General features: G+C 44.2%; 21 protein-coding genes. 8 read left to right on the forward strand and 13 right to left on the reverse strand.

What is annotated here, in order from left to right; translation table 11 throughout:
- Window positions 1-31: 31 nt before the first annotated feature.
- Window positions 32-748, reverse strand: coding sequence for a dihydromonapterin reductase (gene folM, locus L2744_RS10785; protein ID WP_248991908.1), 717 nt, complete (start codon window positions 746-748; stop codon window positions 32-34).
- A 207-nt stretch (window positions 749-955) separates the two neighbouring features.
- On the opposite strand from folM, the gene L2744_RS10790 reads away from it, so the two are divergent.
- Window positions 956-1,354 carry a thiol-disulfide oxidoreductase DCC family protein gene (locus tag L2744_RS10790; RefSeq protein WP_248991909.1) on the forward strand — a complete coding sequence of 133 codons (399 nt, stop codon included), beginning with the start codon at window positions 956-958 and terminating at the stop codon, window positions 1,352-1,354.
- 77 nt (window positions 1,355-1,431) lie between these two features.
- Here L2744_RS10790 and mdh read toward each other — a convergent pair whose 3' ends face one another.
- Complete coding sequence (mdh, locus tag L2744_RS10795) at window positions 1,432-2,367, reverse strand: malate dehydrogenase (protein ID WP_248991910.1); 936 nt, start codon at window positions 2,365-2,367, stop codon at window positions 1,432-1,434.
- A 295-nt stretch (window positions 2,368-2,662) separates the two neighbouring features.
- On the opposite strand from mdh, the gene argR reads away from it, so the two are divergent.
- On the forward strand, window positions 2,663-3,133 hold the full coding sequence (gene argR / locus L2744_RS10800; RefSeq protein WP_011788102.1) for a transcriptional regulator ArgR: 471 nt from the start codon (window positions 2,663-2,665) through the stop codon (window positions 3,131-3,133).
- A gap of 111 nt (window positions 3,134-3,244) precedes the next feature.
- Here the strand turns inward: argR and L2744_RS10805 are convergent, their stop codons facing one another.
- On the reverse strand, window positions 3,245-3,877 hold the full coding sequence (locus L2744_RS10805; protein WP_248991911.1) for an NAD(P)-dependent oxidoreductase: 633 nt from the start codon (window positions 3,875-3,877) through the stop codon (window positions 3,245-3,247).
- A 106-nt stretch (window positions 3,878-3,983) separates the two neighbouring features.
- On the opposite strand from L2744_RS10805, the gene L2744_RS10810 reads away from it, so the two are divergent.
- The gene (locus L2744_RS10810; RefSeq protein WP_248991912.1) at window positions 3,984-4,892 is read left to right on the forward strand and encodes a LysR family transcriptional regulator; all 909 of its coding nucleotides are present in this window, start codon (window positions 3,984-3,986) and stop codon (window positions 4,890-4,892) included.
- 74 nt (window positions 4,893-4,966) lie between these two features.
- Here the strand turns inward: L2744_RS10810 and L2744_RS10815 are convergent, their stop codons facing one another.
- From L2744_RS10815 to L2744_RS10835, 5 genes are all read right to left on the reverse strand, one after another.
- Window positions 4,967-5,902 carry a Dyp-type peroxidase gene (locus tag L2744_RS10815; RefSeq protein ID WP_248991913.1) on the reverse strand — a complete coding sequence of 312 codons (936 nt, stop codon included), beginning with the start codon at window positions 5,900-5,902 and terminating at the stop codon, window positions 4,967-4,969.
- A 138-nt stretch (window positions 5,903-6,040) separates the two neighbouring features.
- Window positions 6,041-7,753, reverse strand: coding sequence for a gamma-glutamyltransferase (gene ggt, locus L2744_RS10820; protein WP_248991914.1), 1,713 nt, complete (start codon window positions 7,751-7,753; stop codon window positions 6,041-6,043).
- A 128-nt stretch (window positions 7,754-7,881) separates the two neighbouring features.
- Complete coding sequence (locus L2744_RS10825) at window positions 7,882-8,931, reverse strand: ABC transporter ATP-binding protein (protein ID WP_248991915.1); 1,050 nt, start codon at window positions 8,929-8,931, stop codon at window positions 7,882-7,884.
- A complete protein-coding gene (locus L2744_RS10830) occupies window positions 8,928-10,562 on the reverse strand; it encodes an ABC transporter permease (protein ID WP_248991916.1) in 1,635 nt (544 codons plus the stop codon). The genes L2744_RS10825 and L2744_RS10830 overlap by 4 nt, the downstream gene beginning before the upstream one ends.
- 77 nt (window positions 10,563-10,639) lie before the next feature.
- Window positions 10,640-11,647: a Fe(3+) ABC transporter substrate-binding protein gene (locus L2744_RS10835; protein WP_248991917.1), complete on the reverse strand. Its 1,008-nt coding sequence runs from the start codon at window positions 11,645-11,647 to the stop codon at window positions 10,640-10,642.
- 215 nt (window positions 11,648-11,862) lie between these two features.
- Here L2744_RS10835 and L2744_RS10840 point away from each other — a divergent pair, with 215 nt between their 5' ends.
- Window positions 11,863-12,288, forward strand: coding sequence for a hypothetical protein (locus L2744_RS10840; protein WP_248991918.1), 426 nt, complete (start codon window positions 11,863-11,865; stop codon window positions 12,286-12,288).
- A 263-nt stretch (window positions 12,289-12,551) separates the two neighbouring features.
- Here the strand turns inward: L2744_RS10840 and L2744_RS10845 are convergent, their stop codons facing one another.
- Window positions 12,552-14,003 carry a carotenoid oxygenase family protein gene (locus L2744_RS10845; RefSeq protein WP_248991919.1) on the reverse strand — a complete coding sequence of 484 codons (1,452 nt, stop codon included), beginning with the start codon at window positions 14,001-14,003 and terminating at the stop codon, window positions 12,552-12,554.
- A gap of 282 nt (window positions 14,004-14,285) precedes the next feature.
- Here L2744_RS10845 and L2744_RS10850 point away from each other — a divergent pair, with 282 nt between their 5' ends.
- Complete coding sequence (locus tag L2744_RS10850; protein ID WP_248991920.1) at window positions 14,286-14,906, forward strand: TetR/AcrR family transcriptional regulator; 621 nt, start codon at window positions 14,286-14,288, stop codon at window positions 14,904-14,906.
- Window positions 14,907-15,186: 280 nt separating this feature from the next.
- Here the strand turns inward: L2744_RS10850 and L2744_RS10855 are convergent, their stop codons facing one another.
- The 3 genes from L2744_RS10855 to L2744_RS10865 all read right to left on the reverse strand — a co-directional run bounded on the left by L2744_RS10855 (window position 15,187) and on the right by L2744_RS10865 (window position 17,547).
- Window positions 15,187-15,783: a glutathione S-transferase N-terminal domain-containing protein gene (locus L2744_RS10855; RefSeq protein ID WP_248991921.1), complete on the reverse strand. Its 597-nt coding sequence runs from the start codon at window positions 15,781-15,783 to the stop codon at window positions 15,187-15,189.
- Between the two features lie 231 nt (window positions 15,784-16,014).
- Window positions 16,015-16,764, reverse strand: coding sequence for a ferredoxin--NADP reductase (locus tag L2744_RS10860; RefSeq protein WP_248991922.1), 750 nt, complete (start codon window positions 16,762-16,764; stop codon window positions 16,015-16,017).
- Between the two features lie 177 nt (window positions 16,765-16,941).
- Window positions 16,942-17,547 (reverse strand): DUF5610 domain-containing protein, encoded by a 606-nt coding sequence (locus tag L2744_RS10865; protein WP_248991923.1) that lies wholly within the window; start codon window positions 17,545-17,547, stop codon window positions 16,942-16,944.
- 195 nt (window positions 17,548-17,742) lie between these two features.
- On the opposite strand from L2744_RS10865, the gene L2744_RS10870 reads away from it, so the two are divergent.
- From L2744_RS10870 to L2744_RS10880, 3 genes are all read left to right on the forward strand, one after another.
- The gene (locus L2744_RS10870; RefSeq protein ID WP_248991924.1) at window positions 17,743-18,348 is read left to right on the forward strand and encodes a histidine phosphatase family protein; all 606 of its coding nucleotides are present in this window, start codon (window positions 17,743-17,745) and stop codon (window positions 18,346-18,348) included.
- A 12-nt stretch (window positions 18,349-18,360) separates the two neighbouring features.
- Window positions 18,361-19,851 carry an FMN-binding glutamate synthase family protein gene (locus L2744_RS10875; protein WP_248991925.1) on the forward strand — a complete coding sequence of 497 codons (1,491 nt, stop codon included), beginning with the start codon at window positions 18,361-18,363 and terminating at the stop codon, window positions 19,849-19,851.
- Window positions 19,852-20,002: 151 nt separating this feature from the next.
- Window positions 20,003-20,212 (forward strand): hypothetical protein, encoded by a 210-nt coding sequence (locus tag L2744_RS10880; protein WP_248991926.1) that lies wholly within the window; start codon window positions 20,003-20,005, stop codon window positions 20,210-20,212.
- A gap of 42 nt (window positions 20,213-20,254) precedes the next feature.
- On the opposite strand, the gene L2744_RS10885 is transcribed toward L2744_RS10880, so the two are convergent.
- The gene (locus L2744_RS10885; protein WP_248991927.1) at window positions 20,255-20,512 is read right to left on the reverse strand and encodes a hypothetical protein; all 258 of its coding nucleotides are present in this window, start codon (window positions 20,510-20,512) and stop codon (window positions 20,255-20,257) included.
- Window positions 20,513-20,547 lie beyond the last annotated feature (35 nt).

Genomic DNA, 20,547 nt, shown 5'->3' on the forward strand with positions numbered 1-20,547 from the left:
AGGATCTAGATTCTAGGTGCTAGATTCTCATTTACTTTAAATGACGACCACCATCAACATTATGGCTGCGGCCAGTGACATAACGGCTATTAAGCAGATACTCCACTAAGTCGATGATTTCGCGATTCCCCGCCTCTTTTGGCAGTAGTGCTTTCGCTAAGGTTTTCTGCTGATACTCAGTATTATCGCCCGCATTAAATAAAATCATCGCAGGCGCAATCGAATTCACTTTCACCTCGGGCGCTAACTTGGCCGCAAAAGACAAAGTCATATTGTGCAGCGCAGCTTTGCTGGCAGCATAGGCGATATGCTTCTGACTGCCCTTCTCCATCACATAGTCAGTAATATGAATCACATCACTCGCCCCTATCTCACCATTAGCACCAGCACGTAGCTGCGCCTCTAAGGCCAAATTCAATTGGTATGGCACACTCACATGCACTTGCATCATACGTTGCAGCACTTCGTTAGGCGCATAAGGGCTGCTATCGGCTAGCCAGTCCGATGCATTGTGAATAATGGCGCGAATTTGCGGTAGTTTAGTTAACTCATCAATTAAGGATTGGACTTGGGCATCATCATAAAAATCACCTTGATACAAAATGGCGCCTAGGGACTTAAGCTCATCAATGCTAGCGTAATGACTGCGATAAGTACCAATCACGCGCTGACCTTGGGCGAGAAAATGTTTGGCTAAGGCGTAGCCGATGCGCTTACCCACGCCTGTGATTATGATGGGAGATGTCATACCTATCCTTCGTTTGCCAGTCTGTTATTTGCTCGGTTTTAAGTCGTTCACTTAAACGTGAGCAATCACATTAAACTGATGAATAACCAATAGCTTACTGTATTCTTTTAAATTTAGCCTAACAAAAAGGCCATTAAGCAAGGCTGTTTCGATCTAAAGAGCTTGATCCTTCGTATACTAAGGGTCAAACATTCAGAGGTGATATCGATGGAACTGCGGATTTTTTACGATGGTAATTGCCCATTATGTAGCGCAGAGATGCGTCAACTAAAGGCGCGCGACCCTCACAATCTGATTGAACTAGCTGATTTAAATGCTGCTGATTTTAGTCAGCATTTCAGTCATATAGATAAAAACTATGCCAATACCATTCTGCATGGAGAAACCGCTACAGGGGAGTTGTTACTCGGGCTCGAGGTCACCTGTAAAGCTTGGGCGCTAACGGGCACACGATCTTGGGTGCAACTTTTACGCCTGCCAATCATAAAACCCGTTGCCGATTGGTGCTATCTCAGATTCGCTAAACACAGATACCGCATCTCCTATTTACTGACCGGCAAAGCGCGCTGCGACGATAATTGCCAACTTCCCAGTAAACGCCGCTAGGCTCAGGAATAGTAAAACGCAGATATAAAAACGGAGCACAATGGCTCCGTTTTTTAACGCTTAATAATCAGACAAGATTATTTAACAAAATCGACGCCTAGTTTGATATCGCCTTTCAGCGTATCTAACATAGAATCACGGGCGTTAGCTTCGAATGCACTCAATTCACCATAAGGCAGTACTTTTTCAATACCGTTTTTGCCTAACAGCACAGGTTGTGCGAAGAATTCTGCGTGCTCGCTACCGCCGTCAACATAAGCGCATTCAACCACGCCTTGTTCACCTTGCAGACCACGAACCAGAGACAGACCAAAACGGCAGGCCGCTTGACCCATAGACAGAGTCGCACTACCGCCACCGGCTTTAGCTTCAACCACTTCTGTACCCGCGTTTTGGATACGAGTCGTCATAGATGCCACTTCTTCGTCGGTGAAAGTCACGCCTTCAACCTGAGACAGCAATGGCAGAATGGTCACGCCGCTATGGCCACCGATCACATTCACTTTAACGTCAGCAACGTTCAGGCCTTTTAGTTCGGCGATGAAGGTTTCTGAGCGAATAACGTCCAGAGTTGTTACACCGAATAAACGGTTTTTATCGTAAACGCCCGCTTTTTTCATCACTTCTGCAGCGATAGCCACTGTGGTATTGACTGGGTTAGTAATGATACCCACAAGCGCTTTAGGGCAAGTCGCTGCCACTTTCTCGATCAGGTTGCGAACAATACCCGCGTTAATATTGAACAGATCAGAACGATCCATACCAGGCTTACGCGCAACACCAGCAGAAATGAGAACAACGTCAGCACCCACTAGGGCAGGCGTTGGATCTTCACCAGCAAAACCTTTGATTTCAACAGCTGTTGGGATGTGGCTCAAGTCAACCGCAACACCCGGGGTCACCGGTGCGATATCATATAGAGACAATTGTGAACCCGCAGGCAGTTGAGTTTTTAACAGTAGGGCAAGAGCCTGGCCGATACCACCAGCAGCACCAAGTACAGCAACTTTCATAGTTATCTCCGTTATTTCTCGGATTATGTGTGACATAGATCTAATTTCCGTTGCCGCCACATTACTGGAATGTCACAACAATTTCAATTATCCCTTAGTCGTGGAGATAAAGATTTATAGTATTCACCTCTGCTAACGCTGAATATTTGCTCTATCTTGTGGACATCATGGCGAAAGCTGGTACTAGCCTCACATTTAAAGTGAATTTTTATTCAATCAATCTGGTTAATTGTTGACAATTTTTCTAGAACTATTCAAAATGAGCCTGTTTTTTTGAATAACGAATAATAACATTATGCAAACGACCAAGAATCAGGATGACCTTGTTAGAATTTTTAAGTCGATTTTGAAAGAAGAGCGCTTTGGCTCTCAAAGTGAAATCGTCGCCGCCTTGCAAGCAGAAGGCTTTGGCAATATCAATCAATCAAAAGTATCGCGGATGCTCAGCAAGTTCGGCGCGGTGCGGACTCGCAACGCTAAGCAAGAAATGGTGTATTGCTTACCCGCCGAGTTAGGTGTACCCACAGCGGGCAGCCCATTAAAGAATTTGGTGCTCGATGTTGACCACAATCAAGCCATGATAGTAGTGCGGACCAGCCCAGGCGCAGCACAATTAATTGCTCGGTTATTGGATTCAATTGGTAAGCCTGAAGGGATTTTGGGGACGATTGCCGGTGATGACACTATCTTTATTTGTCCATCGAGCATCCAAGATATCGCCGATACCTTAGAAACCATCAAATCTTTATTCAATTACGCAGAATAAAAAAACAGGTCAGCACGCTGACCTGTTCTATTTCATCTGTACGCATTTCGGTACAGTTTTTAGGTTAAATTTTTACTCAACGCCATTATTTTACAGGCATTCACTGTCAGCTTAGTAAGCAACACTCATGCGCTGATTTGGATGAGAACTGCTTTCAGCCTCGTCTAACATGGCTTTAGCGTAATCCGTTACAGAGATACGGCTTTGACCATTCGCATCGGTAAAGAAGCTGTCGCCTCCTACACGGTATGGGCCTTCACTCTCTCCGGGATAAATCTCTGCAGCTGGGCTGACAAATGTCCAATTAATCGCTGTTTTAGCTTCTCTAAATACCTTTAATGCTTCAACCGCCGCTAACGCTTCGCTCTTGTAAGCTTCGGGGAAATCTGGGCTAGAAAGCAATATAACACCCGGCGCAATTTCTAAACTCCCTGCACCACCAACCCAGAGTAAGCGCGGCACTTTAGCTTCAGGTAATACAGCTAATAAATTGTTGACCGTTTTAGCCACTATTTCGTGGTTTTGTGCGGCACGGCCACTGATAGCGGCGATCACGACATCCACGTTGGTAAAGCTCTCCACCACTAGTGGCTGATTTAAATCGACAGTGCGCACTACCACATCCGTTGCTGGTAACTTGCTTGGATCACGAACAAACGCTGTGACTTCATGCCCTCGGCTCAGGGCTTCTTTTAAAATTGCACTACCAATCCAGCCCGTTGCACCTAAAACTGCGATTTTCATTTTGTTACCTTATTCAGATGGTTTACATTGAATTCAGTTTACTTGGAATATTTCACGTGATAAATATCGATAAATGAGCAAGATTGTTTCAGATTGGGATACTAATATGGATAAGATTGCCGCAATACGCAGTTTTGTCGAAGTGGCAAACTGCGGCAGCTTTACCAAGGCTGCACAACACCTCGACCTAAGTCGATTACAGGTTTCGCGCCATATTCAGGAAATTGAACTATGGCTCAATTTACGCTTATTGCACCGTACCACCCGTAGTGTGAGCCTAACGCTACAGGGGGAAGAAGCCCTGCAGTATTGCCAACGCGTACTCAGTGAAGTTGCCGCTATGGAGAGCAGAGCACATAGTCATAATACTGAACTCGTCGGTAGTATCAGAATCGCAACACCGATAGGACTGGGTCAGCACAGTCTGTTTGATGTTGTCGATCGATTTATCAAACTACACCCTAAGGTCAATATCCAACTGGCCATGTCGGACAGTTTTGCCCAATTGGTCGATGAGAGGGTTGATGTAGCACTGCGCTACACCGAGCAACCCGATGAGAATTTAATTGCGCGGCGTTTAATGACTATTGATGCGGTAGTCTGCGCCGCACCGACTTATCTTGCTAATTCAAGCTCCCTGAGTGAACCGATTGATTTATTGGCACATAATTGCCTTATCCACACAGCTCAGCAAAGTTGGCATTTTCTAAACAATCAACAGAGTGAAGTGATCAAAGTAACAGGTAACCTCAAAGCCAACGATATGGGAGTATTAGTTAGCGCAGCACTGCGGGGACACGGAATTGTACGTCTACCCTGTGACTTAGCTAATCAGTACCTTGCCAGCGGCCAGCTCCAAGAAGTCTTACCCGACTTTACGACTCCGGGTCAAACCCTGTGGGCCGTATATTTATCCCGAAGTTATCAGCAGATTTTAGTCAGAGCCTTTATCGATTTCACCGCCCAGCAGTGGCAACTCGATATCAAGAAATGGACGCCAGCCCATCTGGTTTAACCATAAAAAACGCACTTAATGCTCAAGCATAAGTGCGTTTGATTGGTGTTTGCTTTAGTCGCTTTAGAGAGCGCTTATTCGTCAAACTGCAACATAAAATCTAAGGCTGGCGCGAAGAAGGATGATCCTGTCATCGCCTTAGTAAAATGCATTAAGTGATCGTGGTTTCCCGCACCATCACCAAACATCATGCTATGCAACATTTGTTCAAAATGCTCCGGTGTACGGCAGTTAGAAATAAACATCAAACCTTGCTGTTTAAGTGAGCCGTAGGGCATACTTTGACGCAAAATTTCAATCGAGTTTCCATCAACATCCTTAAGATTTACGCGCTTGATATGGCTTGTTAACGGCTTATCTTCCGATTCATACTCAATATTATCTTGCTTAGTTCGACCAAAAATATCTTCTTGTTTTTTAAGTGGTAATCTATGCCATTTACTGAGGTTATGGACATATTTTTGCACATGGATATAGCTACCACCTTTAAACTCAGAATCTTCATCCCCCACCAATGCCACTTCCTGACGGTGACGACCTTTGGGGTTTTCAGTACCATCAACAAATCCAGTCAAATCGCGGCTATCCATAAATCTAAAACCGCGTTCTTCTTCGACTAATTCCACTAAATCTTCAAACATTTGGCTTATTTCATTGGCAACCAAATGCAAAATATCGTAACGATCGCAACGAATATGCACGAATAAATCGTATTCGATTGCAGGCGCCTCACGACTACCTACTTGCATTGCGGGGAAAGGTTTGAGCATTTCTGGGCGAGAGTCTGGATATAGGCTATCCCAATAGTTAGCACCAATAGCGACAAAGCCATTGAATGCACTATCGGAATACTGATCTGTCAGCTCATAAATATACTGCGCGACGTTGGCAATACAGGGACGTAATTGAGACTCAACATTATCATTCGCAGTAAACATCAAATAGATACTATGTAAGTTCCCCTCTGCACACACACCCAACTGTTCACGTGGCATATTTTGGATATCCATCTAGTTATTACCCTTTCTATAAATTCATTTTCGGCAATATTATCCGCAACTTTACCTAAAAATGACATTAACTAACGCACAATTTACCCGAATAAATTTACCAATGTTCACCGATCATAACGTAGCGATGACGTTAGATTAATAGCCCGCAGCATGGCCGTCCTTGCGACTCTCCGATGCAGCACGGTATACACCTGTTTCAGCATTAAACCCAATGGCTTGATAACCACCAAAATCGCCAAGGCTATCACGCAACACATGGCCTTTCTTAATAAGCTCGCGGCGGGTTTCTACTGGGAAACCGGATTCCAGGCTAATGTAACCACCATCAGTCATGACTTCGCCCGTAGGCTCGGTTGAACCCGAATGCAAAATTCTGGGAGCATCGCCCGCTTCTTGCAAGTTCATTTTAAAATCAATCAGATTGACTAAAATTTGAGCATGCATTTGTGGCTGGGTTGCCCCGCCCATCACCCCAAAGCTCAGCCAAGGTTTACCCGCTTTGGTCACAAACGCGGGAATAATTGTTTGAAATGGCCTCTTTCCGGGCGCGTATGAGTTAAAACGCCCCTCGGTTAAATCAAACATTTGCCCACGGTCCTGCAGTACAAAGCCAAGATCCGGCGGCGTCATCCCAGAGCCCATACCACGATAATTGCTCTGAATGAGCGACACCATATTGCCGTCTTTATCGGCAGTGGTTAGATACACAGTATCACCGTGTTGTAACGCTGGATTTCCTGCATCGACACTTTTAGCGGCTTTATTGGGATCGATTAACTTAGCGCGATCATAGTTATATTTCTGTGAGATAAGCTCTTTAACTGGCACTTTATTAAAGGCCATATCCGCATAAAACTTCGCCCTGTCGGCAAAAGCGAGTTTTTTAGCTTCGACAAATAAATGCACATATTCAGGACTATTAAAACCCATCGCGGCAACATCAAAGGGTTCCATGGTTTTGAGGATTTGTAGCGCAGCAATACCCTGACCATTGGGCGGCAATTCCCACACATCGTAACCTCGGTAATTAACCGAAACTGGATCAACCCACTCACTCGTATGGCTAGCTAAGTCGTCATAACTTAAATAGCCACCCTGGGATTTCATATAGTTATCTATACTTTTGGCGATATCACCTTTATAAAAAGCATCGCGCCCACCCTTGGCAATTTGCTCATAGGTGTTAGCAAGCGCAGGATTCTTAAAGATTTCCCCTACTGCTGGCATTTTGCCGCTTGGCATATACGTTTCTTTAAAGCCGGGAAATTTTGCTAGCCGTTTAGCACTACCATTGAGGTAATAGGCGATAAGCTCAGACACCGGAAAACCAGTTCGAGCATACTGGATTGCAGGAGCAAGATTATCCGCCATGGGCAATTTACCAAATTTATTGTGCAGCTCATACCAGCCATCTACAGCACCTGGCACAGACACAGGTAAGGGACCATATGGCGGTAAATAGTCTAAACCGAGGGATTTAAGCTTTTCTAAGCTTAAGGATTTTGGACTTCGGCCCGAAGCATTAAGACCATAGAGACGTTTATCTTTCGCACTCCAAACAATTGCAAATAAATCACCACCTACACCGGAACCTGTCGGTTCAACTAACCCTAACATGGCATTCGCGGCAATGGCCGCATCGACTGCGCTGCCACCTTGTTTGAGGATATCGATCGCGACCTGTGTCGCTAAGGGTTGGCTTGTGGCTGCCATTCCTTGGGTAGCATACACTTCCGAACGGGTTGCAAAGGCTTTACCTGTGATCCTGTCCATAGCCATCACTCCTGATGAAGATACCGCAGTTGCAACTATGATGAGGGTACAAATTGAATTTATTATTTTTAGCATAAGTCCTCCAAAACTGAAGGATTAAGGTAACAAGGATGCTTGAAAATATCACCAACCAAAACGGTATGGACTTAAGTTAAACGTAAGCAAAAATGTCATACTTTTGTTGGAGATAACTTAGATCTAATCTACGACTCAAACAGCACTAGCGAATGTGGTTCAGTCGTTAATCCTACTTTTTGGCCGATAGTTAACTGCATCATCTGGCTGCGAACTTCCACATAATAGGCGTGGGACGCTTCTTCAACCTTCACCCAATAATGGCAAAATGCGCCTAAAAACCGCCGCTCTGTGATAGTTCCAACACCCTGCTCATCTGCCGATAATGTCAGTTGCTGTGGTCGCAAAAAAACCTGTCCACGGTACTCACTCGGAAATGCTAAAGGTGTAAGGCTGGTTAAATGCCCTATGGGTGTTGTGACACTGTGCCCATCGACTACCGCTGCGGGTAAATAATTACCACTGCCTAAAAAGTCAGCCACATAACGACTATTTGGCGTGGCATACACTGCCTCAGCACAGCCATATTGCACTATAACGCCTTGATTAAAGATGGCTAAAGTGTCGGCAAACACAAAAGCCTCATCCTTACTGTGAGTGACAAATACCGCACTCACATTACGCTGTTTTAAGATGCTGCGAATTTCAGCCATCATCTCGTAGCGCACTTGAGCGTCGATATTGGAAAATGGTTCATCGAGTAAAAGCAACTGCGGTTCATAGGCCAGTGCCCGAGCAATAGAAACTCGCTGCTGCTGACCACCCGATAATTCGTGTGGGTAGCGTTTTGCTAAACCATCAAGTTTGACCAGACTTAACATGTCATCTAAACGTGACTGACGCTGAGCCCCTGATAACTTAGGCACACCGAATAAGATATTTTCCGCTACGGTCAAATGGGGGAAAAGTGCATAGTCTTGGAAAATCATACCAATGCCACGTTGCTCACTGGGCACAAATGTCTTTTCACCGCTAACTAGCTTGCCGTTGATCAAAATCTCGCCTTGGCTGATAGCCTGTAATCCTGCAACGGCCCGTAGTAAAGTCGTTTTCCCACAGCCACTGGGCCCCAACAGTGCAAGGATCTCACCTTGAGCGAGATCTAAGCTCAAGCCTTTGAGTACTTGCTGGCCCTGATAATCGCTATGAACTTGGTGAAGGGTGAGCGTGCTGATCATCCGCTGTGTTGCTCCAAAGAACGGTTTAAATAAATGAGAGGCACTAAGCCCACGACGACAATCACAATAGCAGCTAGAGCGCCATGTTCTAGTTTTTCATCGGATACAAACTGGAATACATGAGTCGCAAGATTTTCAAATCCAATAGGTCTTAGCAGCAAGGCTGCGGGTAACTCTTTCATGCTTTCGATAAAAACCAACAAAGCCGCCGCAAAAATCCCCTTTGCGAGCAAGGGTAAATGCACTCGACTTAGTAACCGCATTGGGCTCTGTCCCATCGTTAAACTCACCATATCCAATGATGGAGATATGCGTTTATAACTGCTTTCAATACTCCCTATTGCGATAGCAATAAAGCGCACGCAAAAGGCAAAAACCAAGGCCACAACACTGCCCGTGAGCAGGAGTCCGGGACCTTTGACACCGATATACTCCGCCAGATCGTTAATTCCAAAATCGAGTAAGGTTAAAGGCACTAAAACACCGATAGCTAACACAGTACCAGGCAATGCATAGCCTGTTGATGCTAAACGTGAAGGCAAAGTATCACTGCGCCTTGGGCTGATACGACGCACAAACATCAAGAATAAGGCCATCAGACAACAGAGTAAGCTGGTGAGTAACGCAAGACTAAGGCTATTAAGGCTCAATTGCCAAAAACTTGAATCCCAGCTTTTTTCAAAATAACCAATAGCATAGGATAATAAAATTCCAAATGGCAATAAAAACGATAACAACAACACTGTGCCACAAAAAAGGAGTGCATAGGCTGTTTGTTTAGTTGTAAGTCGATACAAATCAGTTGCCTGAATGCGTGACTGCTTTTGAAATAGCTGTTGTTTACGGCGCGCAAATCGCTCAAATCCAATGAGCATAAAGACCACCAGCAAAATAATCGCAGACAACTTAGCCGCAGCGGTCAGATTACCGTAGCCGAGCCATGTATCGTATACCGCCGTGGTTAAAGTTGGCACCGCAAAATAGTTTACAGTAGCAAAATCTGCCGCAGTTTCCATGGCGACCAAAGCAACACCAACGGCGATTGCGGGTCTCGCCATAGGCAAAGAGAGGCGCCAAAAGCTCTGCCATGAAGAACACCCCATAATACGAGAGGCATGGGCCAAGCTTAGGGATTGCTCCATAAAAGCGGTGCGCGCTAAAAGATAAATATAAGGAAAAAGCACCAGTGACAGCATACAAGCTGCACCGCCTAAGGAGCGAATATCGGGGAAAAAGTAATCTTGAGGTGAGCGCCAATCAAATAGTAAGCGCAGCCCTCGCTGAAGAGGCCCTGCATAATCGAGTAAATCGGTATACACATAGGCAACAATATAGGCAGGCATGGCAAGGGGCAATAATAACGCCCACTGCAAATAACGCCTTCCAATAAATTCGCAGCGAGCCACCAACCAAGCGCAGGGTAAAGCGAGTAAAAGCGCACCCACACTCACCCAAAAAATCAGTAATAAACTGTTGATGATATAGGTGGGTAACACAGTTGCCATTAAGTGTCCAAACACCGCCTCATCGGGCTGTAACGCTTGAAATATTAAGGCAAAAAGAGGCAATACAAGTAATGCTGCCATGGCATAACCAGCAAGCGACCAGCTTCTGGCTAATCCTAATATCATGTAAATCCTTAAAAAGTCACAGCGCCAATAAATGGCGCTGGCTTTAATATTAACGCAATGCTTTTAATAATAAGCAACTATAAATCAAACTGTACTTCATCTAACAACTTCACCGCGGCTTGGTGATATTCAGCAAGTTTGAAAATAGGCAGTTGATCAACCTTAAACTCTCCCCACGAAGCCACAAGCGGCGATGGTGCTACATTGGCTTTTACTGGATATTCCATGTTCACATCAGCATAGGCTTTTTGCGCTATATCGGCCGATAAAAACTCCATCAATTTAATCGCATTTTCTTTATTAGGTGCATGGCGTGTTAATACCATACCTGACACATTCACATGGGCACCGCGATTGGCTTGATTTGGAAAATTAATCACGACTGCTTCTGCGACACTTTTTTGCTCAGGATCCTGCAACATATTACCGTAGTAATAGCTATTACCTATCGCAATATCACACAATCCTTCTTTAACTGCGGCAATTTGGCCTCTATCGTTACCCTGTGGCTTACGCGCTAAATTAGCTTTCACACCTTGTAGCCAAGTTTTCGCTTCGGCCTCACCATGATGCGCGATCATCGATGCCACTAACGCAACGTTATAAGGATGTTTGCCGCTACGAGTACAAATCTTACCTTTATATTTAGGATCGGCTAGTTCTTCATAGGTTAATTGCTGTGGGCCAGAACGATCTTTTGCCGTGTATAGGTTTCTTACTCGCATCGTCAATGCATACCATTGACCATCGGGATCACGGTATTGTGCGGGAATATTGCTTTCTAAGGTGGTTGTTTTAACGGGAGAGGTTAGATCTTTTTCGACTAATTCAACGAGGCGAGAAAAATCAGAGGTCAGCACTAAATCTGCTGGAGATAACCGACCTTCACGGGTAATCCGCTCAGCGATACCATCTTTAGCAAATACGACATTCACGCCAATGCCAGTTTCCTCAGTAAAACGTGCGAGGATTGGCTCCACTAAAAATGCTTGGCGGTAGGAATAAACCGTTAATTTGTCATCCGCATACGCCGATTGCCCGACTAAGATTAACCCAACTAACGCTGCATAAGTTACCAATTTCATTACCCATTTCTCCCCAATATTGTGATACCACTCGCCAGCATTTTATACATTTTAATGATAATAGTTATCACTTGACTTAGAGTAATTGATCGGCAACCACAGAGCAATAGTTAGTTTAACTTTTTGTTTTTTATCGGTTTAAGCCTAAAACTGGCGATTATCTCAAATCAAACTAAACTGAACCTTAATTTGTCAAAATCCATGTGGGAGCAAATATGTTGACCATACTACTGTTAATCGTAGCAACACTTGTACTATTTGGATTAAGCACACTCAAGAACAGTAAAAAGCAGCGTAAATATCGCAGTAAAGCATTGACTAATAGGGGAGAAAAAGAACCTCCGGTTCAAGAACACCGTTTTCATAGTGTTAGCGTAGTGAATAATGGCCATGGCTGTGAAAAAGCTAATGCGCTATCAGGAAAACGTTTTTTATCCAAAGAAGCACCGGAACTGCCGATGGAAGAATGTACCCAAGCAAATTGCCTGTGCCGCTATCAACATCATCAAGATAGGCGTCAATTTGGTCATGATCGTAGAATTGATTACGGTGTCACTCGGGATCTCTACGGCGCTTTTGGTGAACAAAATCGCCGTGATAACCCTAGGGGAAGACGTGCAACTGACTTTATGGCCCAATAGACTCCTTTTGGCGACATTCTATTGGCCTGACTTGAGTCCAAGAAGGAAAAGCTTTGTGGGCTACTTTAGTGATGGTTTTCTCTCCTTATTTTATATTCAGTTCTTTATTTGCATTAGGTGCATCTAATTTATGGTGTTCTTTTAGTCTAAATGGCTAGCGTAGTTGCCTAGAAATACATGAGTACACTTGGTCCTGATAAAATCGGGACCAAGTGTTTGTTGACACCTAATGCTCATTTTAATGTATTGAACAGCGAGAGCTATCAGGCACCGGACCAATTGCCATGTAGTGACATTCTTAGCCTGAAAGGGACTTTTACTCTGGCGATTGGTCCATCACTCCAGCAGGCAGTATCTAAAACGACCAGCTCTGAACTTTCTTGTCGTAGATCATTCATAACGCTGACGACCCAACCATCGCCCTCGGCAGAAGTAGCGGATCGAGGAATGAAAATGGGCTCCTGAAAGCAGTGTGCATCGCCAGGGTACCAAGTTTCACTTTTCCCTGTGGTTACGTTGATACGTGCTAATTGATTGAAGAACTGGAATGGCGGTTCTCCTAGTGATGCAAAGTCAAATGGTAGACTTGGATCTAAGGCGAGCATAAACCCCCACGAATATTTTTTGCCACTATAGCGAGCATCACAGCGAGGGAACTCACAGGGGAATGGGGTCTCTGTTAGCACCACAGGTTCCACATGAGACTCTTTTGTATTCAAGTCAAATTCCCAACGCATTAGGGCTGAATTTAACGATTTTGCGGGAGGAATATAACCATCTGCTTGAGGGAAAAAGTAGAAGACATTACCAGAGGTTACTGGCATATCAACAATTAGCTTGTCGCCTTCTTCATAGGAATTTAGCGTATGGCCTTGAAAGCCATTGCTAGGGCCATAAAACCAACGCACATCATCCGCTGAACCATTGCGTGGTAAAATGCCAAACAGCTGTGGAAGTTCTGGCTGCCATTGAAAGTGTTTCCCTCCAGCCTTCATACGCTCCACATCACTGGTGAGTGGTATAATCGGGAAAATGACATAGTTATCCGTGACGGCAAAGTCGTGGATCATTGCGGCATAAGGCGCTTGAAACCAAACCTCTTTGGTCAACTTTCCATCTTTCGAAATCTCGAAGTAGGCAATATCAGGCGTGCCATCTCCTTTGGCCTCGTAAGCAAAACAAAGCAGACTACCATTATCGGCATCAATCTTAGGGTGCGCGGTGAAGGTCGCGGAGTTGATTTGCTTATCAAAATCCCATTCGCCAAGCGTTTCCAGCGTCTTTAAGTCCATTGCCCAAGGTAGTGCATCTTCTTTAAGTGCCAGAAGTACACCATTGTGCTCAATGACCGTTGTGTTTGCTGTGGTGTTATTATCTGCAGCAAGAGGATCGTTTGTGTATTGATTACGATAAATACCGTTTAGGGAGCGTTGTTCACGGCGCTGTGCCAGTAAGCGATCTGTTTTCACGTAGCGACGAGTAAGGCTCACCGTTCCGGCATCAAATCGAAAAGCACTCACCATACCATCGCCATTGAAAAACATGTCACTGCCTAGCATGGGGGGATATTGTGGATCAGGAGCGACCTGATAAAAGGTCCCATTAATTTCTTTTGGTAACTCGCCTTCAATTTCGAGGTCTTTCACCTCTGCTTCTACTCGGCTGGGTTTATATAGACCAGTAAATTCTGGTGTATTCGGAAATGTAAAGCTCATATAGCCTCCTTAATGAGATGGCATAGCACAAAATTTACGTGATGGTTTAAGCAATACGCCAGTAATAGGAAATTTGAAAAGGATTCATATCCTATAGAAGCGACTGAGGCCGTCGTTTTGTCACCCTCATAGAGGATGAGCCTAGGTAAGTAGTGTTTGGTAACTTCCTATTAAAGCGTCACGTACAAATCAATAAATGAACGACCTGGTACAGTTTAAAATTGATCTAGATCAAAGGTCAACTTTTTTGTACTATATCGTACAGTTATAGATGAGGTTGTCATGAGACGAAAAACTGAAGCAAAACGATTGGTGTTTATAGAGGCAGCAGGTAGCTTGTTTCTTAATCATGGATTTTCAGCAGTGACGATGGAATCCATTGCCGCCGCAGCAAAAAGCTCTAAAGTTACACTTTATAATTACTTTTCTTCGAAAGAAGAGCTATTTGAGGCTTGGGCTTTTGAAGCCGGAAAGGGGGCATTCGAACAGCTTGTTGCTGCTATTGACGATAATATGAAACCTTATGATGTCTTGTTAAAAGTGGGAACTGCTTATCTAAAATTGATTACAAAACCAGAGGTTATCTCGATAAATCGACTCATTATTGGTGAGGTGGAAAGATTCCCACAGCTTGCTCAGCGTTTTTATTCTGTTGGTCCTAAACGCACACTTGCTAACCTTATTGTGGCCATTGATTCTCTTGTGGCGAGAGGGGCTCTCGTCGATCAAGATGCCAATAAAATGGCCGTACATTTTAAAGCCCTATGTGAAGGGACAATGTTTGAAAGACTGATCTGGGGCATCGATTCTTTGCCCAGTGAGGCAAACATTAAAGTGCTAGTGGCTGAGGCCGTAGATAGGTTTATTCTTTTTTATGGTCAGACACCTAATGCCAAGAGCTAAGAGGTCCAATTCGTTCTTAAGCCATATTACTCTTATCATCAGCCGTTCAAAAAGGGGTCTTAGCATTTGAAGCAGAACCTGTCGCCCACGTTAATCAACAGGTTGAGTTTGCTCGCAGGATGGGCAAGGTTTTTCATTGTATGCCTTATCCATTGGTGAAATTGCGTGATCTTGTGTTCGATAAATATTTTACAAAACTCGATCAAAAAGGGTTATTAGGCAGATCCGGAAAAGATCAGTTTATCCATGCAAGAGCTGCATATAAGTATCTTCAAATGAGTTAGTGAGGACGAGTTTCAACAAATGCAGGTAAATCTCGCATTTCACTAAACCAAAGTGCCGTTGCAGGCGCAACTTTTCGCCAATCGAGTCCCGGATGTCTAAAGTCCATATAATCAAGTAGGCAAATTAAGGCTAACTGTGGAGCTTGAACTGTGGCCTGGGTGATTACAGTTTGATGCTCCATCTGCATTAAACCGCGTAGCAATGCCTGTTCAAATCGCGAGGTCCAAAATACCGATCTCAAGCCTTCATCTTCACGCATTTGCTCTTGGCGTAATTTCACCGCGCTATCAATTAATCCTTTTATCATGGAAAACTGACGCTGCAACACCCAATTGCTATTCGCCATACCGAACATCTGTTCTTCGCCCAGCTCTGCATCTAAGTAACGCATAATAACTTCGCTATCATAAAGAGCTATACCATCATTCGTGATAAGGCATGGGATCTGGCCTAGCGGATTTGCGTCAAGCAGCTCTGCGGTGTTTTCAAAGGGATTGACCGTAACCTCTTCAATATCCTTAATACTCAAGTAACGGATTAACGTTCTAACGCAGCGGGCATAGGGCGACGCCTGAGAGCACAGCAACTTCATCAAAATATCCTTCTATTTGTTTAAGTTATCAATTTTTAAGCTATTACCATCCTAAATGAGAGTTCCTAATTATGCTACTACTTGCCACAGCAACAGGATCTCAATAAGCAGACTCTTCACTCCATGGATTTTTACCTGTCATGGCTTAAGCAACTGTCATCAATTATCTTGCCTAAAATGCTTTAAATACCGACCGAAGCTGTATTTTGACGTCACTTGGGAATAGAGACATCACCAGTATTTTTCGACGGTAATTTGCCCGGGTGCACGGCGTAAATTCTTAGTGAGACCTTTATCGAGTAAGACTGACTGAGCGCCGCTAATCATGCCGGGATTGCCACAGACCATTACTTGGGAATCGGTCATACTCAGTGTTAATCCTACCTTATGCTCTATTTCTCCTGAGGCTAAACCTTCGGGAATACGACATTGCAAGGCGCCCACCACCACTTCACGAGTCACGCATAAACAGAGAATAAATTGCTTTGGATACTGTTGCTCGTAGCCGCGGAGTTTTTCGAGATATGCTAAATCCTTTGCTTCTCTAACTCCGTACACAAGCACAATTTTTTCAAAACGTTGCCAAGGTTCAGCAGTATCGAGCATAGAAAGAAAGGGCCCGACCGCCGTCCCTGTAGCTAAAAACCATAAGTGCTTACCTTGGAGCTCCCCCTTAGGGATTTCATTTAAGGTCATAAAACCCGTTGCAGTTGTGCTAATTTCAATCTCATCGCCTATGGTTAAGTGTTGTAATTGAGGGGACAATTGCCCTTCTTCTACCGCGACCGCAAGTACTTCTGCATAGGGTTTATCGGGCGAGTTTACGAGCGAGTATGCTCTAGCGACACGTTTTTCGTCTTGAACTTGGCTTAGCTTAATAAATTGACCGGGAATAAATGGCGCCAGTTCTGCGGCAATTCGCAGTGAAAATAATTTATCATTCCAATCAATACGTTCAATAACTCTTCCCCTAGTCCACATAACTTGCCCTCAAGCAAAACCTTGAATAGAGCCCTAGCATATACCCAAGCTACCTCAAGATGCGAGTTTCTGAGTGCTTAAGGTGCTGAACAAACTCTAATATTAATGGTTAATCACCCAATAAAAACCCCTTTTAATAAAGGGGTTTAGGTGAAATGAACTGGAAAAGCTATTGGATTATGTAGCAGCCGTCTGGCTCTCATCATTTTTCTTATTGAAACTGTCTCTAAAGGTTTGTAAACCCTCTTGTACTAGAGAATAAGTTTTATCAACGCCGTCAGCAATATCGCCCTCTAATACTTTAAGACCAGATAAAATATCCCTTGCATCCTTAAAACCGCTATCTATAGCTCCACCAATAATGGCCATAAAACTATCGAGCTGCTCATCAAAACCCATTCCTGAGTTCTGCTGCTGATGGATACTAAAAAACTGAGTTGCAAAGCTAACAATACGATCGGCCGTTGCTTCTGGCGAAGTATCAACACCATTGTCATAGGCTGTTTGAATCGCATTTTCACCCATACTCGGGGCTAACTCTTTGTTTATCGCCTCGATTGCCGCGCGATAGAGCAAAACCATAGACTTATCGCCTGCCTTGATATTAACATCCTGCTGAGCTGATAAAATGGCTTGATTCATCAGCTGTTTACTTGTCTGTTGTACCGTTAACTTAGAGGAGACGTCAGGGGCTTTAGATTCACTCGCATCGGCGCCTTTAGGGGCATTTTTATGGGGCAAAGATGTGCTCTGCTGAGTCTGAGCGGATTTATTGATTTCCATGGTGGCTATCCATTCAATTCGGGTCGACCTAATTATCGACCAAAATTTGAACAACTTTAGTAATTTTTAAATTTACAGTACTATCAAACCGTAACGCTATGATAAAACCTGCATAAATTGGCGGTTATTTTAAAAGTGTTAATCCAGCCGCAACCACTAAGATGCTTATCTAAGTCTATAAAAAGGATGTAACACATGGCTGCATGTCACAATATTAATCAGTTAAGCTTTCAAGTATTTGTGAGTTTGCCAAGATGCAGTTTCATTACCCACCTGTCACTCCTTAAGCTGTTAACTGGATTTTTGTTATTGATCTGTCTTGGTTTATCCTCAATAAATCAAGCCGTCGCAGATACTAGATTGATCGTTCTCGTCAGGCATGCTGAAAAAACTAACCTGCAGATTGATGATCCCCAATTATCTCCCCAAGGAGAAATGCGAGCCGTAGCACTTATCACAGCCTTAAATCGCACACCGCTATCGCAACTTATCGCAACACAGTATCAACGCACTCAACAAACGCTGGCTCCCATGAGTAAAATACGTCATTTACCCGTAACTATAGTGCCTGCTCAAAAACCTATCGAAGTGCATATCCAACAAATCGTTGAACAAGTCTATGCGGTAAAAGGTAATTCATTAATCGTAGGGCATTCCAATACTATCCCGCTTATTATCAAAGCACTTGGTGGCCCCGAGATCAGCGCCATCAATGAAAATGATTACAGCCAACTTTTTTTACTCTCCATAGGTGATGGTCAGAGCGCGAGTCTAATTGCGACACGTTATGGGCAAGAATAAAGGATAAAAAATATGAGTGAACAACATTGGTTTATGTGGGGGCTAGATCTGTTTTCAGGGTTATTTTTAATCCTAATAGGACTCGGAGTACTTGCCCTCTTCTACATGTATATCGCCGACAAAATGCAGACTAAACAAGCAATCAGACACAACTATCCCGTTATTGGCCGTTTTAGATACTTATTTGAGAAGCAAGGAGAATTCTTTAGACAGTACTTTTTCACCCAAGATAGGGAAGAACTGCCTTTTAACCGCGCTGAACGAAGCTGGGTATACCGCGCCGCTAAGAATGTTGATAGAACGATTGCCTTTGGTTCGACTCGTCCCTTGGATAACGCTGGCACTATTATGTTTATGAACACGGCCTTCCCTACCCAAGATGAAGATATCACTCCAATCTACCCTGTCACTATTGGCCCACACTGCAAAGAACCTTATACCACTCAAGCCATTTGCCATATTTCTGCCATGAGTTATGGCGCCCTCTCACGGCCTGCAATTACCGCACTATCCCACGGTGCGGCACTAGCGGGTTGTTGGTTGAATACGGGAGAAGGTGGTCTGAGTTCCTACCACCTAAAGGGAGGTTGTGATCTCGTCTTTCAAATCGGTACGGCAAAATATGGTGTACGTAATGAACAGGGTCACTTAGACGATGCAAAACTCAAATCCATTGCCGCCCATCCAGAAGTTAAAATGTTTGAAATTAAAATGAGTCAAGGGGCAAAACCAGGCAAAGGCGGTATACTGCCCGGCATAAAAGTCACCGAGGAAATTGCCCATATTCGTGGCATTCCCCAAGGGCTGGACTCCATTAGTCCCAATGGCCATATCGAATTTAAATCCGTTGGCGATATTCTGGACATGATAGCCAGGGTTCGTGAAGTAACAGGTAAACCAACAGGGATTAAAGCCGTACTCGGTGATGTGCTATGGCTAGAAGATTTTTGTGATGAAATAGAACGCCGAGGTGAAGACTCTGCACCCGACTTTTTTACCTTAGACAGCGCAGACGGCGGTACAGGTGCAGCACCTCAGTCTTTGATGGACTATGTGGGTTTACCGCTTAAGGAAAGTTTGCCCATTTTAGTTAATATTTTGATCCAACGGGGTTTGCGTAAGCGAATTAAAGTCATCGCGTCTGGCAAGCTGATAGTGCCATCGAGAGTCGCTTGGGCATTAGCATTAGGTGCCGATTTTATTACCTCTGCCCGCGGTAATATGTTCGCCCTTGGATGCATTCAAGCTTTGCAGTGCAACAAAGATACCTGCCCAACGGGGATAACGACCCACAATAAAAAGCTACAACAAGGTCTAAATCCAAGGGATAAGTCGATGCGGGTCGCCAACTATAATCATAACCTACACCACGACTTAGCTTTGATTGCCCATTCCTGTGGTGTGACAGAGCCAAGGCAACTTAAACTCTCCCACGTTCGGATTGTGCTCGATAGTGGTCTGTCTATTTCCCTCGATAAATACTATTCGCATATAAATCAGTAGCTGAAAATGCATCTAATTACGTGCTTGTGCAACTTTCGTCTACACTGGGTAAGTAGAGGTATATTTGAATGCGCATCACAAAAGAGGTAAGATCCGTGAAGCATCGCATAATTGAAATACCTAATCTGCGTCACACAATTGAGGAAACACTTTGAAATCAAGCTTTGGAAGCCAACTGCCCGCCAGTAAAACTGTAAGCACGAGCTGTAAGAGCTGTAACCGCTTGACCGAAATCGAAGGCGAGCTTGTGTGTTTTCGTGAAGGGCAGATTATCCGGCTTACTCTCATCGATGAATCGACAACCAAATTAAATCTTTTATGCGAAGGCTGGAAAGGGGGAAAGCTTAGGGGGATGTTGTAAATCGTTTCCCTATTCCCCCTACAGTTGTATCAACAACGATAGCTAATGCATCCCCATTGATTCTCTATGAGAGATGTTCATATCTCGGATCACACCGACGAGAGGTATTTCTTCGTTCATTTTTGCCAATGTCAAACGACGTGTCGTGACCTTCAACCCTGCATTTAGCTCAGCATGAATACGTTGTAGTGAATCATAATCCACGCCACGCTTTTTTAAGGTCGCCATAATTGCAAACCAATCAGTGGCGACTTTTTCTTCTTTGCCTTCAATGTTGACTCTAAGTGAAATATTCTCCATGTCACACCTCTTTCGATTGATTGATGGCATTTGAG

The sequence above is a fragment of the Shewanella profunda genome (assembly GCF_023283765.1).
GTDB classification, from domain to species: Bacteria; Pseudomonadota; Gammaproteobacteria; order Enterobacterales; family Shewanellaceae; genus Shewanella; species Shewanella profunda.